The organism is Pseudoclavibacter sp. RFBI5, from assembly GCF_002931395.1.
Taxonomy (GTDB): Bacteria; Actinomycetota; Actinomycetes; order Actinomycetales; family Microbacteriaceae; genus Pseudoclavibacter.
The window spans coordinates 145,354-164,750 of the sequence record NZ_PSYA01000002.1 but is presented as its reverse complement, the minus strand read 5'-3'; the positions used below and the strand labels follow the sequence as shown (position 1 = coordinate 164,750).

Below are 19,397 nucleotides of genomic sequence, written 5' to 3'. Positions count from 1 at the left end.
CCACCGCCTGACCGGTCCGTGCAGATCTCGCCGTCCGGTCAGGCCAGGTCGTCGAGGGCGTCGCGGGCGACTCGCAGCGCGTCGTTCTGGCGGGCGCGGATGCGGGTCCGGAGCTCCGAGAGCACGGCGACGGCGTCGCGGTGCTCTGCACCCGCCTCTCCGCGCTCTTCCTCCTGCGCGGACTGACCGAGCTGCTCGCTCAGCACGCCGAGCTCCTCGTCGAGCATCGACGAGTCCTGCAGCTCGCCGAAGGCCTGCGCGAGGCGCTTCCACTCCTTGCGCTGCTTCTTCGCCGTCGCGTCCGGCAGCTCGTCGATGGCCTCGTAGCCGTAGCGGACCGACTTCGCGGCCTTGCGCACGTCGTGCCAGCGTTCGAGCTTCTTCGGCTTCTTGCGGGCGCGTTCCGTCCGCTTCTCGACCGTGGCGATGGCGGTGCGGGTCAGGCGCCGCATGGTGCCGAGGGCACGCCGATCGGCGAGCCCTGCGAACGGGGGCGCGGTTACGAAGGAGACGAGGCTGTCGTGCAGCGCGTCCCAGCGCTCCCCATCGAGTTCCGTCCGGAAGGATGCGAGGGCGGCTGCGTGCCGGTCGCCGATGAGCGCCTCGATCCGCGCTCTGGCGACGTCGACGGCCCCCGCGCCCGCCTCGAGGTGTCCCGCCGAGTCGAGTTCGCCGAGCACGAGCTCGCGGAGGACCTCCGCATCACGGGGTGCCCCGAGCACGCCCCCAGCCCACTTGAGCTCCCCGGCGAGGGACTCGACCGCATCCGCCTCGAACAGGGCGCCGAAGACCTTGAGGAGGCTCCGCAGCCTGCGCAGGGCGACCCTCGCCTGGTGCACCGCGTCCGGAGCATCGATGCGGGCCGCGGCCTCCTGCTCCTGGAACTCGCCGAACCGCGACGCGATGGCGAAGACGACCGCGTCGCCGGCCGTCCCCTGCCCCGTCGGCGCCTGCGCGGGCTGGACCCCGTCGAGGCTGCGAACGAGCTTGGAACGGTGGATGGACGGGGTGAGGCCGGCATCGAAGAGCACCGCCTCGATCTCGTCGAAGACCCGGGTCGATGCGCCGTCCGCCAGCTCGACCTCGAACTCCCGCCACTCGAGCGTGCGCTCCTCGCCGATGCGGACGACCCTGGCGTGCACGACGTCGTCGCAGATGAGCGCAGCGAGCGCGTCGTCGTCATCCCGCGCCCCGCCGGCCGACCACGCGCCGCCGCCACGCACCTCAGTGGTCGTGCGCGTCGTCGTGAGCTCCACGAGCGGAAGCACGGGGCGCTCGCCGATGATGTCCGCGAACTCGGCGCGCAGCTCCGGCGGGATCCGCCGCGGGGCGCCCACGGGCGCGTGGACCTCGATGCGCTCGTCGCCGCTGCGCGGACGCTTGAGGTGCCACCCCTCGTCGTCGCCACCCGTGCGGCGACGCAGCACGCAGCGGGCGTCGAGGATCGCCAGCTCGGGAGTGTCGACATACTCGGCGACGAGGGTCTCCGTGACCGGCTCCCCTGCTCGGAGCCCCGCGCCGAGCTTCGAGAGCTCGGGCTCCCCCGCCCCCTCGGGAATGTCGTACTTCCGCTCGATCTCGCGCTGCTCGGAGGTCGTCCGAACCTGATCGTTCTTCGACTCGATGCTCATTCGGAAAGGCTAGCTCCCGGAGCCCAACGCGGCCCTCATGAGCGGGAGCTGCATCGGCAGGCGAGCAACGGAGACGACAAACGCGACGACCGACGAGGCGGTGCGCTTCCGCCACGCCCGGCGGCCCAGGTCGACGCTCATCTGGGCGTTGGCGGGCCAGACCGCGAGCAGCACGGCCGCGCTCGCGAGCCCCGCGATCGACCGTGTCGACGGGCGCACGAGCCCCGCCGCGCACGCCAGCTCGGCGACGCCGGACGCGACCACCAGCTCGCGGCTGTGCCCCCGCAGCGGTTTGGGGATGATCGGTTCGAAGACGGCGGGCTTCACGAGGTGGATGACGCCGGAGACGGCGAAGGGAAGGACGACGATCCACGGGATGGCCCCGCCGTGTCCGCGGGAGCGGCGTTCGAGTGTTCTGGACGACATGGAAGCATCTTGCCCGGCGCTCCCGAACGTCACCCAGTCGCCACCCTCCGGGGTCCGCTAGCCCTCTTGGACTTCCTCGGCGAGGAAGGCGAGGGCTGCGGCACGGAAGTCACGCGAGCCTGGAGCGTTGAAATGGTGGCGGTCCGGGATCTCGAAGAAGCGGGCCTTGGGCGTCGCCGCGGAGAGTGCCTTGGACCCCTCGATGATCCCGTCGCGGGACCCGGTCGCGAAGAGCACCGGCTGCTGCGGCACACGGCCGAGGTCGGGGTCGGCCTTGCCGGACGCGCGCATCCCCTCGGCGATCGCGAGCAGCGCCCGCAGGTCGTTGCCTCCGACGCGCTCCGTGAGGGCGAGGTAGTTCTGCGTCACCGGGTCCTGCACCGGGGTGCCGTGGTCGATGAGCTCGCGCACCTGATCGATATCGAGGCGCCCGAGCGGCACGCCATCCGGGACTCCCCCGAGCACGACCCGCGGGATGCGGTCGGCGAAGTCCTGTGCGACCTCCCAGCCGACGCGCGCGCCGAGCGAGTAGCCGACGTACAGCGCGGTGTCGACGAGGTACGCGTCGAGCACGGCCTCGACGTCGGAGGCCAGCGTGCGGATGTCGTAGTCGCGCCCCTCGTAGGGCTTGTCGCTCTGCCCGTGCCCGCGCTGGTCGAGGCCGAGCACGCGGTAGCCGGCGCGCAGCAGGTCGCGCACCCAGCCCGTCGCCACCCAGTTGTCCTTCGTGCTCGACGCGAAGCCGTGCACGACGATCACCGTCGGCGCGTCCACATCTCCCCACGTGTACGTGGCGATGCGGTGACCGTCGCCGACCATCACGAACTGGGGGTCTGGGAGGACGGTCAGGGCTGCGGGGGCGCTATTCACGTCGTCGATTGTCTCAGGCGTTGAGCGCTTGCCCGCACACGGGCGCTGACGGCGATGCCCGCGGTCAGTCGATGAGGTCGTGGATCTGAATGATCTCGTCGCGCTTCGGGCCGACGCCGATCGCGGAGATGCGGGCACCGGAGAGGCGCTCGAGTGCCTGCACGTAGAGCTGCGCGTTCTCGGGCAGCTCCTCGAAGGTGCGGCATCCGGAGAGGTCCTCGGTCCAGCCGTCGAAGTACTCGTAGATGGGCTTCGCGTGGTGGATGTCCGACTGCGAGACGGGCATCTCGTCGAAGCGGACGCCGTCGACGTCGTAGGCGACGCAGACGGGGATGCGCTCGATGCCGCTGAGCACGTCGAGCTTCGTCATGACGAAGTCGGTGACCCCGTTGATCCGTGCCGTGTAGCGGGCGACGGGAACGTCGTACCAGCCGGTGCGGCGCGGGCGTCCGGTCGTGGTGCCGAACTCGCCGCCTCTCGTGCGGAGCAGCTCACCCCACTCGTCGAACAGCTCGGTCGGGAAGGGGCCGGCGCCGACCCGCGTGATGTAGGCCTTGACGATGCCGATGATGCGGTTGATCTGGGTCGGGCCGACACCGGCGCCCGTGGATGCGCCTCCCGCGGTCGAGGACGAGGACGTCACGTACGGGTAGGTGCCGTGGTCGACGTCGAGCATGGTCGCCTGGCCGCCCTCGAAGACGACGTTGCGGCCCGCGTTGAGGGCGTCGTAGAGCTCGAGCGAGGTGTCGCCGACCATGGGACGGAGGCGCTCGGCGTGGAGGAGGAGCGCGTCGACGATCTCGTTGACCGTGATCGCGCGACGGTTGTAGACCTTCACGAGGAGGTGGTTCTTGCCGAAGAGCGCTGCTTCGACCTTCTGGCGGAGGATGTTCTCGTCGAAGAGGTCCTGCACGCGGATGCCGATGCGGTTGATCTTGTCGGCGTAGGCGGGGCCGATGCCGCGCCCCGTGGTGCCGATCTGGCGCTTGCCGAGGAACCGCTCGGTGACCTTGTCGAGCGTGGTGTGGTACCCGGTGATGAGATGCGCGTTCGCGGAGACGCGCAGCTTGGAGGTGTCGACACCGCGCGCCTCGAGGTGGTCGATCTCGTGGAAGAGCACGTCGAGGTCGATGACGACACCGTTGCCGATGACGGGGGTCACGCCTGGGGTGAGGATTCCGGAGGGCAGCAGGTGCAGCGCGTACTTCTCGTTGCCGATCACGACCGTGTGGCCGGCGTTGTTGCCGCCGTTGAACTTCACGACGTAGTCGATGCGGTCGCCGAGGAGGTCGGTTGCCTTGCCCTTGCCTTCGTCGCCCCACTGGCCGCCGATGATTGCTACGCCTGGCATGTGTCGCCCCTGTTCTGTCGGATCGGCGCAGCTCGCGCCTGTCGTGTGCGTGGCGTGAGCCGCGCGGTCGGCGGACCGACTCGGCGGCCCTGCCTTGTTTCCTGCTTGTCTGCTTGCGCGGGTGCGCCGCTAGCTCGCCGCGTGCATCCGCTCGATCTCGGTGATCGCCTGCGGGTCTGCGTCGTGGAGCAGGCTGGCGAGGCGCTCGGGCTCGCCCTCCTCGCCGATCTCGGCTGCGCTTCGTCGGAGAGCGTAGAACGCGCGCAGGACTCCCTTGTTGGGGTCGTGCGACCACGGCACGGGGCCCTGGCCTCGCCACCCGGCCTTGCGAAGGGCGTCGAGCCCCCGGTGGTAGCCGACGCGTGCGTAGGCGTACGCGCCGATCGTGTTGCCGTCGGCGTGCGCGGCGTCTGCGAGGGTCGCCCACGCCAGCGATGAGGCCGGGTGCTTCTCGACGATGGCTGCAAGCGCGGCCTGGTCGTGGGGCAGGTTGGACAGGTCGTCGACGACCTCTGGCTCAGCCGCAAGGCGCGTCTCGGGGATGCCGAGGAGATTCGTTCCGGTCACGGGAGCCGATTCTATCCTGTGCTCGTTTCGGGGCGCGCTCGAGAAGTGAAGCTGTGGAGAAGCGCGACTCAGAAGACCGGGTCAGCGCGCTGGGAAGATCGCGCACGTGCTGGTCGCCGTAGCGAGGAGCACGTCGGCGGAGTCCCTGAGCTCGGCTTCGACGAACGCCGCCCTCGCCCCTGACTTCACGACGCGACCGCGCACCCGGACGGGGCCCGTCTCCACGGTCATGGGGCGCAGGAAGCTGACCTTGATCTCGAGGGATGTGTAGGCCTGCCCCGGGCGGAGCGTCGTGTGGACTGCCGTGCCGCACGCCGAGTCGAGGAGCGTCGCCGCGAATCCGCCGTGCACGGTTCCGATGGGGTTGTAGTGCGACCGGTCGGGAACACCCTCGAAGATCACCTCGCCCTCGGCGAAGCTCACGACGGTCATGCCGAAGTGCTGCGCGATCGGAGCGATCTCTGCACCGTTCGCGAGGTGAGCCCTCAGCTGCTCGAGGCCGGTCATCGAAGTCGGGTCGGTCATGTCGCTCCTTTGCGCCATGGCATCCGGAGATGGATGCGCACCGAAGAGCCTCGCACCCATCGGCTGGCACTTCGAGAGCCTTGTGGCGACCATCCAAGTGGCCGCTCGCGCTACCAGGGGAGGAAGGCGAAGAACGAGACCGCGATTCCGATCGAGATGGTGGCACCCACGAAGCAGAGCGCAAGAAGCTCCCCGGGCATGATGGTGCGCTGGTAGACGTCCCAGTAGCGCTCTTCTGCCCGTCGTCGAGCGGCGGCTACTGCACTGCGGTTGAGCCTGCGTCGTTGTTTGAGCACATAGGTAGCTTATTTAACTAAACAAAGCCGAAGACGGGGGTTGACTCTCGAGGAGGCACCCACTAGTGCTGCGGAGCGCCCTGCGGCTCGGCCGCCTCGACCGAGCCGACCATGCCGGAGAGGAACTTCGCCACCCCGTCGAGCTCCTCGGTCGTGAGCGAGTCGACGACCGCGATCATGCGCTGGTGCATGAGGCCGAGCGTCTCCCGCACCTCACGGTCGGACTCCGCGGTCGACGCGATGATCGAGGCCCGCCGATCGGTGGGGTGCGGCCGCCGCTCGACGTGACCGCTCTTCACGAGGCGATCAACGAGGCCCGTGACGGAGGCGGAGGAGATCTTGAGCCGCTCCCCCAGGTCCTTCTGCACGACGACCTTGCCCTGGCGCTGCTGCTGGAGCAGGAAGCGAAGCGCGAGCAGGTCGTTCTCGTTCATCCGCATCGACGAGCGCGTCCGCGCTCGCATCTTCGCCTCCGCTTCGCGGTAGTCGCGCAGCAGGTTGAGCACGTCGACCGAGGTCGCATGCTCTCCGCCGGTCGGGTACCAGTACCCGGACGAGCGCTCAGCGGGCGTGTGCGCCATGGTCCTCCTCGTGGTGGCGCCGTCGACGCCATGAAACTAGTTCAACAAACTAGCAAAAATGGGTGCGCCCCGGTGCGGAAACCACAGACAGAGCCCCCGCTGGCAGGTTTTGCCCGAGATTTCCGCTCGTGACGCCCGCGGAAGTTCCGCGACCGCGGAGAGCACGCGGATGTTGGTGGCTGGTGAGACTGTTCCTGAACGGAAACGAAATGGGGCTGAACGTGACCACACTCACCGCCGACGACCGCTGGGGCATCCAGCAGACCCTCGCGCTCTACGGGCACTTCGTCGACAACGGCGAATGGACCCTGCTCGACTCGGTCCTCGCTCCGGATGCGCGCATCGAGAGCCCTGCTGGCGAGTTCACTGGCGCATCAGGAGCGAGAGCCTTCGAGCAGCAGCTCGCGGCCTCGCTCGGCGGGCACCTGCCCTCCCACCACACCATCAACACGGTCATCCGGGCTGGCGAGGCCGCCGGGTCGGCCGTCGCCTGGAGTCGCTACGTGCTCGTCACCTACGAGGCATCCGCCGCAGGCGGCGACTACCTCGACACCCTCGAGGAACGCGACGGCACGTGGGTCATCACGAGCCGCCGCATCACGGAGCGAAACCGCGAGCGCCCGAGCGGACAGTACTCGGCCGAGGGCGCGGAGTCCTTCGCGAGCTTCGAGTCGTCGCGATGACAGCGCAGAGCCCGAGCGCCGTGGCAGCGCAAGTGCCTGCCGCCGACGCCGCCGAGGTCCTCGACGTGCTCGCCCGCTACGGGCAGGTCATCGACAACCGCGACTGGGATCACCTGCGCAAGGTATTTACGGAGGACTTCTCCTTCGGCACGGGCCCGAACGCGGTGCGCGGTGACGAGGCGCTCGCCCGGGTCATCAACACCGTGCAGCCCTACCACCCGCACTACACCACCGACACCGTCCTCCATCGGGTCGACGCCGACACCATCACGTCCTGGTCGAAGTTCCTCCTCGTGCGAACGGACGGCACGACGGCGAGCGGCGACTACATCGACACCATCGTCCGCACGGCAGACGGCTGGCGCATCAGGGTGCGCGACGTGAGCCGCGGCTCACGCCCGCCGAGCGACCCGGGCGGCGCTTCGACTCGCACCTTCTCGTCGGAGCGCTGGCTGTCAGTGGTCAGCTGAGAAAGTCGCGGGACACGGAGCGCGGCGCCAATATCAGTCGATGCAGGGGCCCTCATGATCGAAGTGGGTGCCACGGAGCTGGCATGAGGCCGCTTCTTGATCACTGCGGTCTACGCCCGCCTTTCCGGCGAAGTCCATGACGATAAAGTTCGACTGCGCCCCGTCTGCAAGCCCATCTGCCAACTCGGCGGCCTCGTCACGCGTCGCGAAGCGGTAGTAGTCAGCCTGATCCGTCGACCAGGCCTCAAGACAGTCGATCTCTTCGCCGCAGGCCGACTCCGTGATCTCCACGGGGTTGCTGGCGTAGTCGGGGCCCGTGTACTCCGCGTCGACCACCGCTTCCCTGATCGTGAGTCCGTATTGTGGGATGAAGATTGAGCATCCGCTCGTCGAGAGCAACGCGGCTGCGCAGAGGCCGGAGATCAGACCCGCGCGAAGTGCGCGCGTTTTCATCGCTGGTCCGCCTGATGCACGGGGCCAGAGCCGTTCGCCTCCCCCGCGGAACCGACACCTGGCTCGGGCGGGGCGCCAGGCACACCAGGCGGGTAGACCGCGTCCGAGGCCGGAACGTACGCCGTCCAGCCGGAGTCAGCCTCTGCACCCAGAGCCCGGTAGGTGACGGACCCCGTGCGGTCGCCTTCCGCTGTGGAGATGATCTCCATTCCGCCCTCAGCGACTTCGTCACCGCTCGGCTCCGTGCCGTCGCCGAGGAGGCGCCTCGTGAGCGCGGACTGCGCCGACATCAGTTCGTCGAGCTCGAACAGCAGGATCTCGTCGTCCGGCTCGACGCCATGCCGTGCCGCCGCGAGCACCGCACGGCGGATGAGCTCCTTGGCGAACGACCCGGTGGTCTGCTCGGCACGACCCGACGCCTCCAGGAGCGCTTCGTCGCTGAACGGCAGGCCCGCGGCGTACTTCTCGAGCAGACGGTAGCGCTCCGGCCCGCCTGGCAGCGCGATCTCCACGGCCAGGTCGACGCGACCGGGACGCGAGACGAGCGCCCGCTCGAGCACCTGCACCCGGTTGGTGGTCATGATGAAGGCGACGTCGGCATCGCCGTCGAGGCCATCAAGCGCGTCGAGCACCTCGAAGAGCAACGGCTGCGGGGACGCGTGGCGTTCCATGGCAACGAGGTCGATGTCCTCGAGCACCACGATCGACGGCTGCAGGGTGCGGGCCAGTTCGGCGGCCGCGCTGATGTGCTGGATGCTCGACCCGGTCAGCAGCACGGCCGTCACCCCCTCCGTGCGGCTCAGGAGATGCCTGACGGTGAGCGTCTTCCCGGTCCCAGGCGGGCCGTAGAGCAGCACGCCCCGCTTCAGATGCTGGCCTGCGGCAAGCAGGACCTCACGCTGCCGCCCGATCTCGATCACGTGCGACACCACTGATTCAAGGACGCCGTACGGCAGGATCACGTCGGTCTCGGCGACGGCCGGTCGCTCCAGGAACGACGCACCAGCGTCCATCCGGTAGTCGCTGTTCTCGAACGCGAGCACCTTGCCGCGCAGCACGCTGCGCTCGATCATGAGGGCGCGAACCTCGCCGAGGAGATCGGAGACGAGCGAGGGGTCTGCGGCGGTGAGCACCTCGAGCTGCCCCTGCGGTCGGCCCATGTCGGGGCGGGATGCGCGCTGCATGACCACAACTCGGGCGCCACGGTAGGTGAAGAGTCGTGCACCGAAGCTCACGACCTGTCGTGTCGACCTGGGACCTGTCGCCTTCTCGGCGAACTCGGCGGGCCCCGACCTGAACGGCATGTGCGGGCTCGAGATGAGCTCCGCGAGGCCGGCGTGCGCGTGGGCGGAGCCACCGGCGACACCGACGAGCCTCGCTTCGCCGCGGGCGGCGATCTCCTCAAGCGCGATATCCGCGTCGACGATCCGGTAGCTCGCGAACTCCTCGACGACAACCGGGAGCGCTTCGGCGTCGGCGCCGAGGAAATCGCTCAGCTCGCCGCCGAAGGGCGTGCGCACGACTTGGACCTCGGCCGGCGTCTCGTTGACGCGTTCGAGGAACCGCTTGAACGCACGGAAGAACTGGACATCGTCGTGTGACTGCTCGCTCATGCCATCCCCTGCCTGCGGGCGAATCCCGCCGCTCCAGAGCCTAGAGCCGCATCGCCGGAGAGGCACCCTGTAAATAAACGATATTCAGTTAAATCGGCCCGAACCCTGGGTTTCCAAGGCCCCATCTCCTAGGCTTCACCCAATCGCGCGATGCTGCGCGCACGCATCCAATGTCTGGAGTGAGTTTGAGCACCTACGTAGTCGTGAACCCAGCCACCGGCGAGCAGGGACAGGAATTCCCGCTCGTCACATCCGAGGGCATCGAGACCGCCCTGCAGAGCCTCGACGGCGCCTACCGGACCTGGTCGAAGCCGAGCACCGTCGCAGAGCGCGCCGCCCTCATGAGCCGGGCAGCCGAGCTGCACCGCGAGCGCCGCGAGGCCCTCGCCGAGATCATCACGAAGGAGATGGGCAAGCCCATCGAGCAGTCCTACGGGGAGGTCGACTTCAGCGCCGACATCCTGCAGTACTACGCCGACAACGCGGAGAACTTCCTGAAGGACGCCCCGATCGAGCTGCTCGGAGGCGAAGGCACCGCCCTCATCCGCCGTTCCGCCCTCGGTCCCCTCCTCGGCATCATGCCCTGGAACTTCCCGTTCTACCAGGTCGCTCGCTTCGCCGGCCCGAACCTCGTGCTCGGCAACCCGATCCTGCTGAAGCACGCCGGCCAGTGCCCCGAGTCGGCGACAGCGCTCCAGCAGATCTTCGCCGACGCCGGGTTCCCCGAGGGTGCCTACGTCAACATCTTCGCCACCAACGAGCAGATCGCCGACATCATCGCCGACGACCGCATCCACGGCGTCTCACTGACCGGCTCGGAGCGCGCGGGCGCCGCGGTCGCCGAGATCGCCGGCCGCAACCTCAAGAAGGTCGTCCTCGAGCTCGGCGGCTCCGACCCGTTCATCCTGCTCAGCACCGACAGCGTCGACGAGGCCGTCGAAGCCGCGGTCGCCGCGCGCCTCGATAACTCCGGGCAGGCCTGCAACGGCGCGAAGCGCATGATCGTCATCGACTCGCTCTACGACGAGTTCGCGGAGAAGTTCACGGCCGCGATGACCTCGGTCGCTCCCGTCGACCCGACGAAGGACAACTCGGAGCTCGGCCCGCTCTCGTCGGCCCCGGCCACGAAGAACCTCGCCGAGCAGGTCGAGCGGGCTGTCGCTCAGGGCGCGCAGCTCCTCGCGGGCGGTGGCCACGACGGCAACTTCTTCGAGTCGACCGTGCTCGCCGGCGTCACCCCCGACAACGACGCCTACACGGAAGAGTTCTTCGGCCCCGTCGCCGCCCTCTACAAGGTCGGCAGCGAAGAGGAGGCCATCGATCTCGCGAACGCCACGCCCTTCGGTCTGGGCTCGTACCTCTTCACGACCGACCAGGAGCAGGCGCAGCGCGTCGCCGACGCCATCGAAGCCGGCATGGTCTACATCAACGGCGTCGGGCTCGACAGCCCCGAGCTGCCCTTCGGCGGAGTGAAGCGCTCCGGCTTCGGCCGCGAGCTCGGTTCGCTCGGCATCGAGGAGTTCGTGAACAAGAAGCTCATCCGCCAGGTCAAGTAGACGGCCAGCGCGCAGAGGACAAGCGCGGCACCGCCTCTCCGGAGGCGGTGCCGCGCTTGCTGCATGTGCAGGGCGCGACCGCACCCTCCAGCGGCGATGTCGGAGGTACCCCCTAGCGTGTGAGCATGCTTGAACTCCTCGCCATCGAGAACTACCGGTCCATCAAGAGCGTCACGCTCGGGCTCGAGCGCTTGAACGTCATCACGGGGGCGAACGGCAGCGGCAAGTCCAACCTCTACCGAGCGCTGCGCCTGCTGCACGACATCATCCGCGAGGGGGCCCTCTCGTCGCTCGCGATGGAGGGCGGTCTCCGGGCGGTCATCCACGCCGGCAAGCGGTCCCGCGGTGAGCCCGTCACCCTCAAGCTCGGCCTGCGCACCTCCGGGGTGTCCTTCGCGACCGACCTCGGTATGCCCTCGCCGGAGCAGGTCCAGAACTTCGCGATCGACCTCGGCATCCCGATCATCTCCGATTTCCCCTTCGACCCGGTGGTCAAGAGCGAGCTCGTCTGGGCGAGCGAGCTGCTGCGCCCCTCGACGACGCTCGTCGAACGCCGCGCGAACTCGGTGCGCGTGAGAGACGCCGACTTCAAGCTCGTGCAGGCCGAGTGGAGCGTGCGCGAGGCCGAGTCGATGCTCGCGACACTCGCCGACCCCTCAACAGCACCCGAGCTGTACGCGCTGCGCGAGTCGGCGCGCGGTTGGCGCTTCCTCGACTACCTCCGCACCGACGCGGCGGCTCCCGCTCGGCTGCCGAGCCCCGCCACGTTCACCCCGGTGCTCCCCGACGACGGCTCGCGGCTCCCAGCCGCGCTCGCGACGGTGCAGCGAATCGGCCAGGCGGGGGCCTTCCACGACGCCATCGATGCTGCTTTCCCGGGGTCACGGGTCAGCGTCGAGGAAGACGAGTCTGGCATGGCGAAGATCGTCATGTCGCAGCCGGGCCTTGCGAGGCCACTGGATGCGCGGGAGCTGTCCGACGGCACGCTGCGGATGATCCTCCTCGCGACGGCGCTCCTCTCGCCGCGCATGCCAGAGCTGCTGGTCCTGAACGAGCCGGAGGCGAGCCTCCACCCCAGCCTCCTGCCAACGCTTGCGGGCCTCATCCGGCGAGCCTCGGAGCAGACGCAGGTGATCGTCGTCACCCACTCGCAGCCCCTCGTCGATGGCTGGCGCGACGACGCGAACGTCGTCGAGCTCGAGAAGGAGGCGGGGGCGACGAGCATCCGCGGCAAACTGCAGTTCGACGGACCGCTCTGGGTCTGGCCGAAGCGCTGAGTCACCGAAGCCGCGCCTACTTCGCTTCTCCGTAGCTGTCCACGACGTGCGCGACGACGGGGAACGTGACCTGGCTGCCGGCGAACAGGAAGCGCCCTGCCTCTGCGGCGGCCGCGATGACCTCCGCGGCGGCGCGCTCCGCGTGCTCGGCTGGCGCGTGCACGACCACCTCGTCGTGCAGGAAGTAGGCGAGGTGCGCCGTGCGCTCGAGCGGCGCATCCGCGACCGAGCCGGTGCCCCGCGGGTCGCCCGTTCCCGAGCCGAGGGCGGCGAGGCGCTGCCGGATACCTGCCATCCACGTGAGCGCCCATTCGGCTGCCGTGCCCTGCACGATGAAGTTCCGTGTGAAGCGGCCGAAGTCGCGAGGCGAGAACTCAGCGGGCGGCCACGGAGACGTGCGACCGAGCCAGGTCTGCACCTGCTGCCCCCGCTCACCGGAACGCGCAGCCGAGGCGACAAGCCCCATGGCGTGCGGGAACGCCCGCTCGAGACCCGGCAGGAGGACGGCGCTCTGGCCCGTCGTCGCGCCGTACATGGCCCCGAGCATCGCGACCTTGGCGCTGTCTCGGTCCGGCACGACGCCGCGGTCGACGAATGCCGCGTACATGTCGCGCTGCGCGCCCGCCCGCGCCATGGCCTCATCCCCCGACATAGCCGCGAGGATCCTCGGTTCGAGCTGGGCCGCGTCCGCGACGACGAGCTTCCAGCCGGTGTCGGCGACCACGGCGCTGCGGATCTCCTTCGGGAGCTGCATCGCTCCGCCGCCGCTCGTCGCCCAGCGCCCGGTCACTACGCCGCCCGGCACATAGTCGGGGCGGAACCGCCCACCGTGGATCCACTCCTCGCGCCACGTCCAGCCGTTCGCCGTGAAGAGCCGGTGCAGACGCTTGTAGTGCAGCAGCGCATCGACGACCGGATGCGATTTGCCGACGAGTTCCCACTTGCTGGTGCTGGACACATCGAGCCCCGCCCGGCGCAGTGCAGCGAGGAGGTCTTTTGGCGAATCGACGTTGAGCGTCGCCTCCCCGAGCGCAGCTCGAACAGCTGAGGCCGCCGCCTCGAGCTTCGCCGGTCGGCCACCCGTGCCCCTCGCGCCGAGCGCCTCGACGAGCACTCCCTCGTGGCGTTCGACGCTGAACGGCATGCCCGCCGCCCGGAGCTCGGCCGCGACAAGGGCACCAGCGCTCTCGACGCCGACGAGGAACGCGAGGGCGCCCTTCCGATCCGCTTCCTGATCCGACGCCTCCAGCCCGGCGAGCTGGGCGTCGAAGAGCCGCCGCGTCGCCTCGGGTGTTCCCGGGTTCTCGGCGTCGAGATCGAAGAGGCCCTCGCCGGGGTGCGAGCCCCCACGGGCATCCGCCACGTCGAATCGAGCGTCGAGGTAGCCGGCCGTGATGAGGATGCGCCCGGCAAGGCGCAGATCGTGGCAGCGCCCCACCCGCACGCCGTGGGCGAGAAGTCGCGGCACGATGTCCTGGCTGTTCCACACCCACCGGATGGGGTCGGACGGCGGCGCAGACCGCTCACGTTCGGACACGAGCTGCGCGAGGGCGATCGCGTCGGGAACGGTGACGGGCGCCGACGCCTCGTCGCCATCGGCGGGACCTCGCCGGTCTTCGAGCGCGAAGCCGCGCGCGAGCGACGTGACGAGGATGTGCATCCGTTCATTGTGGGGCAGGGCACCGACAATCCAGGACGCCGATACCCGGGTCGCCCCGGGTCTGCGCGATTCCACAACATCCGCGGGCACGCTGGTCGCATGGAAACGAAACCGGTGTCCCCCGCCGGAGCGTCGACCGACAGCCTCGAGAACGTCACGCGCAGCGTCGCGCGGGATGGCACGAGCCACGTGGTGACGCTCGAGCGCGACTTCGCGAATCCACCAGAGAACATCTGGGGCCTGTGCACGACCCCGGAGGGTCTGGCCCGCTGGTTCGAGCCCGCCGAAGGCGAGCTCCGGCAGGGCGGCAGGTACCGGCTGACCGACAGCGGCACCTCCGGAACCATCGAGCGCTGCGAGGCGAACGCCCTGATGCATCTGACGTGGGAGTACGACGGCGACGTGAGCCGCGTCAGCCTCGCCCTCGAGCGCGCGGGGCAAGGGACGCGCCTCACGCTTCGACACGTCGTGGCGGACAACGAGCACTGGGCCCAGTACGGGCCAGCTGCCACCGGCATCGGCTGGGACGGAGCTCTCCTCGCCCTGGCCATCGCCCTCGCCGACGAGGACGCGGACGTCCACGCGACCATGTCGGCCTTCAACGACTCCGACGGCGGCAGGCGATTCGTCGCCTCCGCGGCTGACCGCTGGTGCATCGCGCATCTGAGCGCGGGCGCCGACCCCGACGACGCCCACGAATCGGCGACGCGCACCGCGGCCTTCTACACGGGCGACGAATAGCCGGTGCGGGAAGGCAGGCACGGCCGACGAGACGCCTCCGACCCGCCGGGAACACCTGACGCCTCTCGGCGGTTGCATCCAGGGTGACTGTTCCTCTCTCAATCCTCGACCTCGCTCCCATCGCCCCTGGCCAGACCGTCAGGGAGAGCTTCCAGGCGAGCGTCGAGCTCGCCCAGGCTGCCGAGCGCTCCGGCTACCGTCGTGTCTGGTACGCCGAGCACCACAACATGCCGACGATCGCGTCGAGCGCGACGAGCGTGCTCATCGGGCACATCGCCTCTCAGACCTCCACGATCCGGCTGGGCGCGGGTGGCGTCATGCTCCCGAACCACTCCCCGCTGGTCATCGCGGAGCAGTTCGGCACCCTCGCGACGCTCTACCCGGACCGCATCGACCTGGGCCTCGGGCGCGCGCCAGGGAGCGACCAGGCGACGTTCCGAGCGCTGCGGCGTTCCCCGGCCTCCGCCAATGAGTTCCCGCAGGATGTTCTGGAGCTGCAGGCGTTCCTGCGCGGCCAGTCGACCATCCCCGGCGTGCAGGCGGTGCCGGGCGGTGGCACCGAGGTGCCCCTCTACATCCTCGGCTCGAGCCTCTTCGGAGCGCAGCTCGCCGCACAGCTCGGCCTGCCATACGCGTTCGCGTCGCACTTCGCCCCGGACCAGCTGTTCCAGGCCGTCGCCCTGTACCGCGAGCAGTTCCAGCCCTCCGAGCAGCTCGCGGCGCCCCACCTCATCGTGGGGGTCAACGTCGTCGCGGCCCTCGATTCGGCGGATGCGCAGGAGCAGTTCACCCGCTCCCGGCGCTCCAGACTTCGCAGCATCCTGCTGCGCGGGCCGAACTCCGATTTCAGCGATGAGCAGATGGACCAGATCATCGCGAGCCCGCAGGGGCAGCAGATCGCGAACATGATGCGGTACACGGCGGTGGGAACCGGGCAGGAGGTGCGCGACTACCTCACCGAGTTCGCGGAGGCGACCGGCGCCGACGAGCTCATCATCGGGCACGGCTCGCTGGAGAGCGCCGATCGGGTCCGTTCGCTGGAGATCACGGCAGAGGCGATGCGCACCCGGGAGCTCAGCGGTTCCGTGTGAGCCGCGGCGGTCTCGCCGGCATTCGCCGGGGAGCTATCGTCGGGGGATGGACCTCATCGGGCACGCCTTCACGACCACCGACTGGGCGGCAGTAGCGCCGACGCAGCACTCCGGCGAGACCGGCGGCGCCACCTGGCGGACGCAGCAGATCGGTGACACGCGCATCCGTCAGGTCGAGTACTCGCCGGGCTATCTCGCCGATCACTGGTGCTCCCGCGGGCACGTGCTCCTCGTGCTCGAGGGGAGCCTCGAGACCGAGCTCGACGACGGCCGCCGCGTCACGCTGGAGGCGGGCCAGAGCTACCAGGTCGGCACCGGCATGGAAGCGCACCGCTCCAGCACGGCGACCGGCGCCAAGCTCTTCGTCATCGACTGATCGTCGGCCCGAGGGGCGGCTACGGGGCGCGCCGCGCTCCACCCGTGCCGCCGGTCCCGTCATCGTCGGTGTCCGCCGACGGCGTCCCGTCGGCGGTCGAGGCGGCGGCTGACGCGTCCGGGAGCTTCCCGAACGCGAACACGTTGGCGAGCTTGCCGACCGCGCCGAGCAGGTCGCCCTTCTCGCCAGCCGTCTCGGCACCGGATTTCTCTTCACGCCCGCTCCGCTCGCCCGGGCCCCCAACGGGGTCACCGGCGGCCGAGCTTCCGAGGCGCGCGTCGCGGCGTCGCTTGTCTTCCATGGGGGCTCCCGCCTGTTCGCTTGCGGAGTTCTCGCGTCTCAGGCAAGCACGCGATCCTCCGCGAACCTGGGGAGCGGGGTTCAGGGGCGCAGCCGGGATCTTCAGTCGGGCCGCTTGGCTTCGATGAGGTGTCGAGTGGAGTGCGCGACGAACGCCCCCTCGCGCTGGATGAGCTCGTGCAGCTCTCGCAGGCGGGTCCGATAGGCGTCGACGCTGAAGCCGGGAACCCACCAGATGACCTTCCGCAGCAGGTAGACGACTGCCCCAACATCTCTGATCTCGATGCGGAGCCGCTCCTCGCGGAGGTCGACGATGTCGAGTCCGGCCGCGACCGCAGCCCTCGCCTCATCGTCCGCGCGCCGCTCGAGACGCGCCTGCGGCTGAGGGCCGAGGAAGTACTCGATGAGCTCGAAGACGCTGGCGGGGCCGACGTGCTGCGCGAGGTAGGTGCCGCCGGGGCGCAGCACGCGTGCGATCTCCACCCACCAAACCGTCGCCGGGTGGCGGCTCGTCACGAGATCGAAGGCGCAGCTTGCGAACGGCAGCGGCGGCTCGTCGGGGTCGGCGACGACGGCAACGCCCCTCGGATGCAGCAGCCGAGTCGCCTTCGCGACGTTCGGCGTAAAGGACTCCGTCGCGACAGCCAACGGCGGCATGACGGGCGACAGCGCCAGGACCTCGCCCCCGCCCGTCTGAATGTCGAGGGACGCCTGCGCACGCCCCATCCGCTCGCCGAGGAGGCGCGCGTAGCCCCAGCTGGGCCGTTCCTCGCTGGCCCGCCCATCGAGCCAGGAGAAGTCCCAGCCATCGACGCTGGCGGCCTCGGCCTCGGCGATGAGTTCCTCGAATGCGCTGTCCATCACCCCATCATGTCGAACCTCGCGGACGCCTCTCGGGAACGCGCGTGTCACGATGGGGCATGCCCGTCGTCGAGTCCCGCTGCATCGTCCACGTCGATCCTGCGACGGCGTTCGCCGTATCCCAGACCACCGGCGAGGTGCGGATGCGCTGGGACCCGTTCATCCGTCGTCAGCACTTCCTCGACGGGGCGACGCTCCCCGCGAAGGGGGTGCGCACCGCCACCGTGCAGCGGCTCGGCTTCCGGATGATCAGCGAGTACGTCTCCTACGCCCCGCCGACGAATGTTGGCATGAAGATGACGAAGGGCTCCTGGTTCTTCGAGCGCCTCGGCGGGGGCTGGCGGTTCACACCCGCCCCGGACGCCGAGGGCGACGGTGAGGCCCGCACACTCGCGGTATGGCGCTACAACTTCGCCTGCAAGCCGAAGTGGCTCGCCCCGGTCGCGGAGCGCATCGGGAAGTTCGTGCTGCAGCGCGACATCGACCGCCGCATCCGCGGATTCGCACGCGGATGCGAAGACCCCGTCGTGCTCGCCGCGGTCGCCGCCGCGGCTTAGGAACGCCCAGCAGCCGCACCCATATACACATCCCTACCGCTGCCGGTACGCTTGTGTACATGCCAGAAGAGAGCGTTGCCGAGTTTGCCAAACGTGAGGGGGTGTCCCCTCGCCGCGTGCGCGCACTCATCGAGCAAGGCACCATCCCGGCCCGCCAGGTGGGTAGGCAGTGGCTCATCGATCAGTCCTCCGCACACCGCCCCGCAGCCTCTCGCCCGCTGGCCAACCGGATGCGCGCGAACCTCCTCGCGATCCTCTCCGGAGATGCCCCTGAGGGGCTCTCGACATCCGAACGCGCACGACTCCGCCGCTACCGCAACGAACTCATGCACAGCCCCGATCCGGACCGCATCCTTGGCGCTTGGATCCGCGAAGAGGCACCCCTGAAGCTCCAGGTGGCTGCCCGTGACCTCGCCGACCTCGCCGCCGACGAGCGCATCGTCAAGTCCGGGTTCAGCGATCCGCGCGCCGAGATCGCCGCCGCGGGCCAGCTCGAAGCCCGGGTCGCCAAGGATGATGCCGCCGCGATCCGCCGCGAGTACCTGCTCCGGCCATCCGAGAGGCCCAATGTTCTCTTGCACCTCACCGACGAGAAACCGCCGTCACCCCTGCCTCTCGGGCTGCTCCTCGTAGACCTCGCACACCATGACGGTGTCCGCGAGCGATCCCGCGTCGCCGAACTCCTCCGAAAGGTCGACGATTGACCATCACCGCCCCAGCCATGACTCCCGCCCAGGCCGAGGCGTGGCACGCGCTCTTCGAGGTCTACAAGGCGCACCCAAAGGGCTGGGCGCCCGTCGGCGGGCAGATGGTCCACTCGCTCTGCTGGGAGCGCGAGGCGGACCCGCCTCGGCCCACGCAAGACGCGGACGCCGTCCTCGATATCCGGGCACATCCAACCATGCTCTTCGACTTCACCAAGACTCTTACCGACCTTGGCTACAAGTCCGCAGGCGAGTCGCCGTCGATCCTCGAAGGCATGAAAGGTGTGCAGCATCGCTGGGTGAAGGGTGAGGCGCAGATCGATGTCCTCATTCCGCGATTCTTGGGGGAGCACGCCGACAATCGAACCGGCGTCACGGGCGGCCGCACCATCGCCGCACCTGGTGGCCAAGGCGCTTTGGATCGCTCCGAGGTGATCGAGGTCGCCGTCGCGGGCGTCACCGGGACCGTGATTCGACCCACGCTTCAGGGAGCCATCATCGCGAAGGCGTCCGCAATGCTGATCGGCGAGGGCGCCAAGGCAGAGCGACACCTCAACGACCTGTCGATCCTCGCCTCACTCGTCACCCGAGGCGACCGAGTCGGGGAAAAAGTCACCAGGACCGAGGCTGCCAGGGTCCGGGCTGCGTTCGCAATGATCCTCGCCCGCCCACATCTCCATCTCAGCGTCGGCGTGGACGCGGAGACGATCAAGATCGTCCTGGATCAATTCGTTTTGGAGTGAGAGCGGGATGCCGGTGGGTTGGGGATGGGAGAAATTGTGCCTGACCTAGGCGGTACTTTGCTGCG

The 19,397-nt window shown here is 69.3% G+C and carries 23 protein-coding genes; 10 read left to right on the top strand and 13 right to left on the bottom strand.

Going from position 1 to position 19,397, the window contains the following annotated elements; translation table 11 throughout:
• Positions 1–38 precede the first annotated feature (38 nt).
• The 8 genes from C5E06_RS01420 to C5E06_RS01390 form a co-directional block, all read right to left on the bottom strand.
• Positions 39–1,631 carry a CYTH and CHAD domain-containing protein gene (locus C5E06_RS01420; RefSeq protein WP_104305763.1) on the bottom strand — a complete coding sequence of 531 codons (1,593 nt, stop codon included), beginning with the start codon at positions 1,629–1,631 and terminating at the stop codon, positions 39–41.
• Between the two features lie 9 nt (positions 1,632–1,640).
• Entirely contained in the window at positions 1,641–2,057 is a 417-nt protein-coding gene (locus tag C5E06_RS01415) for a DoxX family protein (protein WP_104240076.1), read from the bottom strand.
• A gap of 57 nt (positions 2,058–2,114) precedes the next feature.
• Positions 2,115–2,876: an alpha/beta fold hydrolase gene (locus C5E06_RS01410; RefSeq protein ID WP_104240232.1), complete on the bottom strand. Its 762-nt coding sequence runs from the start codon at positions 2,874–2,876 to the stop codon at positions 2,115–2,117.
• A 115-nt stretch (positions 2,877–2,991) separates the two neighbouring features.
• Positions 2,992–4,278 (bottom strand): adenylosuccinate synthase, encoded by a 1,287-nt coding sequence (locus tag C5E06_RS01405; RefSeq protein ID WP_104305762.1) that lies wholly within the window; start codon positions 4,276–4,278, stop codon positions 2,992–2,994.
• 129 nt (positions 4,279–4,407) lie between these two features.
• Positions 4,408–4,845, bottom strand: a complete 438-nt coding sequence (locus C5E06_RS01400; RefSeq protein ID WP_104240074.1) for a DUF3151 domain-containing protein — start codon at positions 4,843–4,845, stop codon at positions 4,408–4,410.
• 81 nt (positions 4,846–4,926) lie between these two features.
• Positions 4,927–5,370, bottom strand: coding sequence for a PaaI family thioesterase (locus C5E06_RS01395; protein ID WP_104240073.1), 444 nt, complete (start codon positions 5,368–5,370; stop codon positions 4,927–4,929).
• Between the two features lie 110 nt (positions 5,371–5,480).
• Positions 5,481–5,666: a hypothetical protein gene (locus tag C5E06_RS18895; protein WP_146080459.1), complete on the bottom strand. Its 186-nt coding sequence runs from the start codon at positions 5,664–5,666 to the stop codon at positions 5,481–5,483.
• Positions 5,667–5,728: 62 nt separating this feature from the next.
• On the bottom strand, positions 5,729–6,247 hold the full coding sequence (locus C5E06_RS01390) for a MarR family winged helix-turn-helix transcriptional regulator (RefSeq protein WP_104240072.1): 519 nt from the start codon (positions 6,245–6,247) through the stop codon (positions 5,729–5,731).
• 221 nt (positions 6,248–6,468) lie between these two features.
• Between C5E06_RS01390 and C5E06_RS01385 the strand changes: the two genes are divergently transcribed.
• Complete coding sequence (locus C5E06_RS01385) at positions 6,469–6,930, top strand: nuclear transport factor 2 family protein (protein ID WP_181059569.1); 462 nt, start codon at positions 6,469–6,471, stop codon at positions 6,928–6,930.
• On the top strand, positions 6,927–7,400 hold the full coding sequence (locus C5E06_RS01380) for a nuclear transport factor 2 family protein (RefSeq protein WP_104305761.1): 474 nt from the start codon (positions 6,927–6,929) through the stop codon (positions 7,398–7,400). The genes C5E06_RS01385 and C5E06_RS01380 overlap by 4 nt, the downstream gene beginning before the upstream one ends.
• Positions 7,401–7,433: 33 nt before the next feature.
• Here C5E06_RS01380 and C5E06_RS01375 read toward each other — a convergent pair whose 3' ends face one another.
• Together C5E06_RS01375 and C5E06_RS01370 are read right to left on the bottom strand one after the other, a co-directional pair.
• A complete protein-coding gene (locus tag C5E06_RS01375) occupies positions 7,434–7,853 on the bottom strand; it encodes a hypothetical protein (RefSeq protein ID WP_104305760.1) in 420 nt (139 codons plus the stop codon).
• The gene (locus C5E06_RS01370; RefSeq protein WP_104305759.1) at positions 7,850–9,466 is read right to left on the bottom strand and encodes an ATP-binding protein; all 1,617 of its coding nucleotides are present in this window, start codon (positions 9,464–9,466) and stop codon (positions 7,850–7,852) included. Before C5E06_RS01370 ends, C5E06_RS01375 begins: the two co-directional genes overlap by 4 nt.
• Before the next feature lie 185 nt (positions 9,467–9,651).
• Between C5E06_RS01370 and C5E06_RS01365 the strand changes: the two genes are divergently transcribed.
• Positions 9,652–11,022, top strand: coding sequence for an NAD-dependent succinate-semialdehyde dehydrogenase (locus C5E06_RS01365; RefSeq protein ID WP_181062850.1), 1,371 nt, complete (start codon positions 9,652–9,654; stop codon positions 11,020–11,022).
• Between the two features lie 125 nt (positions 11,023–11,147).
• On the top strand, positions 11,148–12,299 hold the full coding sequence (locus C5E06_RS01360) for an AAA family ATPase (RefSeq protein WP_104305757.1): 1,152 nt from the start codon (positions 11,148–11,150) through the stop codon (positions 12,297–12,299).
• Between the two features lie 16 nt (positions 12,300–12,315).
• Here C5E06_RS01360 and C5E06_RS01355 read toward each other — a convergent pair whose 3' ends face one another.
• On the bottom strand, positions 12,316–13,959 hold the full coding sequence (locus tag C5E06_RS01355; RefSeq protein WP_104305756.1) for a bifunctional 3'-5' exonuclease/DNA polymerase: 1,644 nt from the start codon (positions 13,957–13,959) through the stop codon (positions 12,316–12,318).
• A gap of 99 nt (positions 13,960–14,058) precedes the next feature.
• On the opposite strand from C5E06_RS01355, the gene C5E06_RS01350 reads away from it, so the two are divergent.
• From C5E06_RS01350 to C5E06_RS01340, 3 genes are all read left to right on the top strand, one after another.
• Entirely contained in the window at positions 14,059–14,700 is a 642-nt protein-coding gene (locus C5E06_RS01350) for an SRPBCC domain-containing protein (RefSeq protein ID WP_104305755.1), read from the top strand.
• Between the two features lie 83 nt (positions 14,701–14,783).
• Positions 14,784–15,791, top strand: coding sequence for an LLM class flavin-dependent oxidoreductase (locus C5E06_RS01345; RefSeq protein ID WP_104298036.1), 1,008 nt, complete (start codon positions 14,784–14,786; stop codon positions 15,789–15,791).
• A 46-nt stretch (positions 15,792–15,837) separates the two neighbouring features.
• Positions 15,838–16,167: a DHCW motif cupin fold protein gene (locus C5E06_RS01340; RefSeq protein WP_104240062.1), complete on the top strand. Its 330-nt coding sequence runs from the start codon at positions 15,838–15,840 to the stop codon at positions 16,165–16,167.
• Positions 16,168–16,186: 19 nt separating this feature from the next.
• Here C5E06_RS01340 and C5E06_RS01335 read toward each other — a convergent pair whose 3' ends face one another.
• A complete protein-coding gene (locus C5E06_RS01335; RefSeq protein WP_104305754.1) occupies positions 16,187–16,468 on the bottom strand; it encodes a hypothetical protein in 282 nt (93 codons plus the stop codon).
• 101 nt (positions 16,469–16,569) lie between these two features.
• Entirely contained in the window at positions 16,570–17,328 is a 759-nt protein-coding gene (locus C5E06_RS01330; protein WP_104305753.1) for a methyltransferase domain-containing protein, read from the bottom strand.
• A gap of 59 nt (positions 17,329–17,387) precedes the next feature.
• On the opposite strand from C5E06_RS01330, the gene C5E06_RS01325 reads away from it, so the two are divergent.
• From C5E06_RS01325 to C5E06_RS01315, 3 genes are read left to right on the top strand one after another with little or no spacing between them, the layout of a single operon-like run.
• Positions 17,388–17,885 carry an SRPBCC family protein gene (locus tag C5E06_RS01325; protein WP_104240060.1) on the top strand — a complete coding sequence of 166 codons (498 nt, stop codon included), beginning with the start codon at positions 17,388–17,390 and terminating at the stop codon, positions 17,883–17,885.
• On the top strand, positions 17,840–18,589 hold the full coding sequence (locus tag C5E06_RS01320; protein ID WP_146081269.1) for a helix-turn-helix domain-containing protein: 750 nt from the start codon (positions 17,840–17,842) through the stop codon (positions 18,587–18,589). The genes C5E06_RS01325 and C5E06_RS01320 overlap by 46 nt, the downstream gene beginning before the upstream one ends.
• On the top strand, positions 18,586–19,332 hold the full coding sequence (locus C5E06_RS01315) for a hypothetical protein (RefSeq protein ID WP_104305751.1): 747 nt from the start codon (positions 18,586–18,588) through the stop codon (positions 19,330–19,332). The genes C5E06_RS01320 and C5E06_RS01315 overlap by 4 nt, the downstream gene beginning before the upstream one ends.
• The last annotated feature ends 65 nt before the right edge of the window (positions 19,333–19,397 follow it).

Coding starts and splice junctions, on each gene's coding strand:
- C5E06_RS01420 (WP_104305763.1), bottom strand. CDS start 1,631: ATGAGCATCGAGTCGAAGAACGATCAGGTTCGGACGACCTCCGAGCAG.
- C5E06_RS01415 (WP_104240076.1), bottom strand. CDS start 2,057: ATGTCGTCCAGAACACTCGAACGCCGCTCCCGCGGACACGGCGGGGCC.
- C5E06_RS01410 (WP_104240232.1), bottom strand. CDS start 2,876: ATGGTCGGCGACGGTCACCGCATCGCCACGTACACGTGGGGAGATGTG.
- C5E06_RS01405 (WP_104305762.1), bottom strand. CDS start 4,278: ATGCCAGGCGTAGCAATCATCGGCGGCCAGTGGGGCGACGAAGGCAAG.
- C5E06_RS01395 (WP_104240073.1), bottom strand. CDS start 5,370: ATGACCGACCCGACTTCGATGACCGGCCTCGAGCAGCTGAGGGCTCAC.
- C5E06_RS01390 (WP_104240072.1), bottom strand. CDS start 6,247: ATGGCGCACACGCCCGCTGAGCGCTCGTCCGGGTACTGGTACCCGACC.
- C5E06_RS01380 (WP_104305761.1), top strand. CDS start 6,927: ATGACAGCGCAGAGCCCGAGCGCCGTGGCAGCGCAAGTGCCTGCCGCC.
- C5E06_RS01375 (WP_104305760.1), bottom strand. CDS start 7,853: ATGAAAACGCGCGCACTTCGCGCGGGTCTGATCTCCGGCCTCTGCGCA.
- C5E06_RS01370 (WP_104305759.1), bottom strand. CDS start 9,466: ATGAGCGAGCAGTCACACGACGATGTCCAGTTCTTCCGTGCGTTCAAG.
- C5E06_RS01360 (WP_104305757.1), top strand. CDS start 11,148: ATGCTTGAACTCCTCGCCATCGAGAACTACCGGTCCATCAAGAGCGTC.
- C5E06_RS01355 (WP_104305756.1), bottom strand. CDS start 13,959: ATGCACATCCTCGTCACGTCGCTCGCGCGCGGCTTCGCGCTCGAAGAC.
- C5E06_RS01350 (WP_104305755.1), top strand. CDS start 14,059: ATGGAAACGAAACCGGTGTCCCCCGCCGGAGCGTCGACCGACAGCCTC.
- C5E06_RS01340 (WP_104240062.1), top strand. CDS start 15,838: ATGGACCTCATCGGGCACGCCTTCACGACCACCGACTGGGCGGCAGTA.
- C5E06_RS01335 (WP_104305754.1), bottom strand. CDS start 16,468: ATGGAAGACAAGCGACGCCGCGACGCGCGCCTCGGAAGCTCGGCCGCC.
- C5E06_RS01330 (WP_104305753.1), bottom strand. CDS start 17,328: ATGGACAGCGCATTCGAGGAACTCATCGCCGAGGCCGAGGCCGCCAGC.
- C5E06_RS01325 (WP_104240060.1), top strand. CDS start 17,388: ATGCCCGTCGTCGAGTCCCGCTGCATCGTCCACGTCGATCCTGCGACG.
- C5E06_RS01320 (WP_146081269.1), top strand. CDS start 17,840: ATGCGAAGACCCCGTCGTGCTCGCCGCGGTCGCCGCCGCGGCTTAGGA.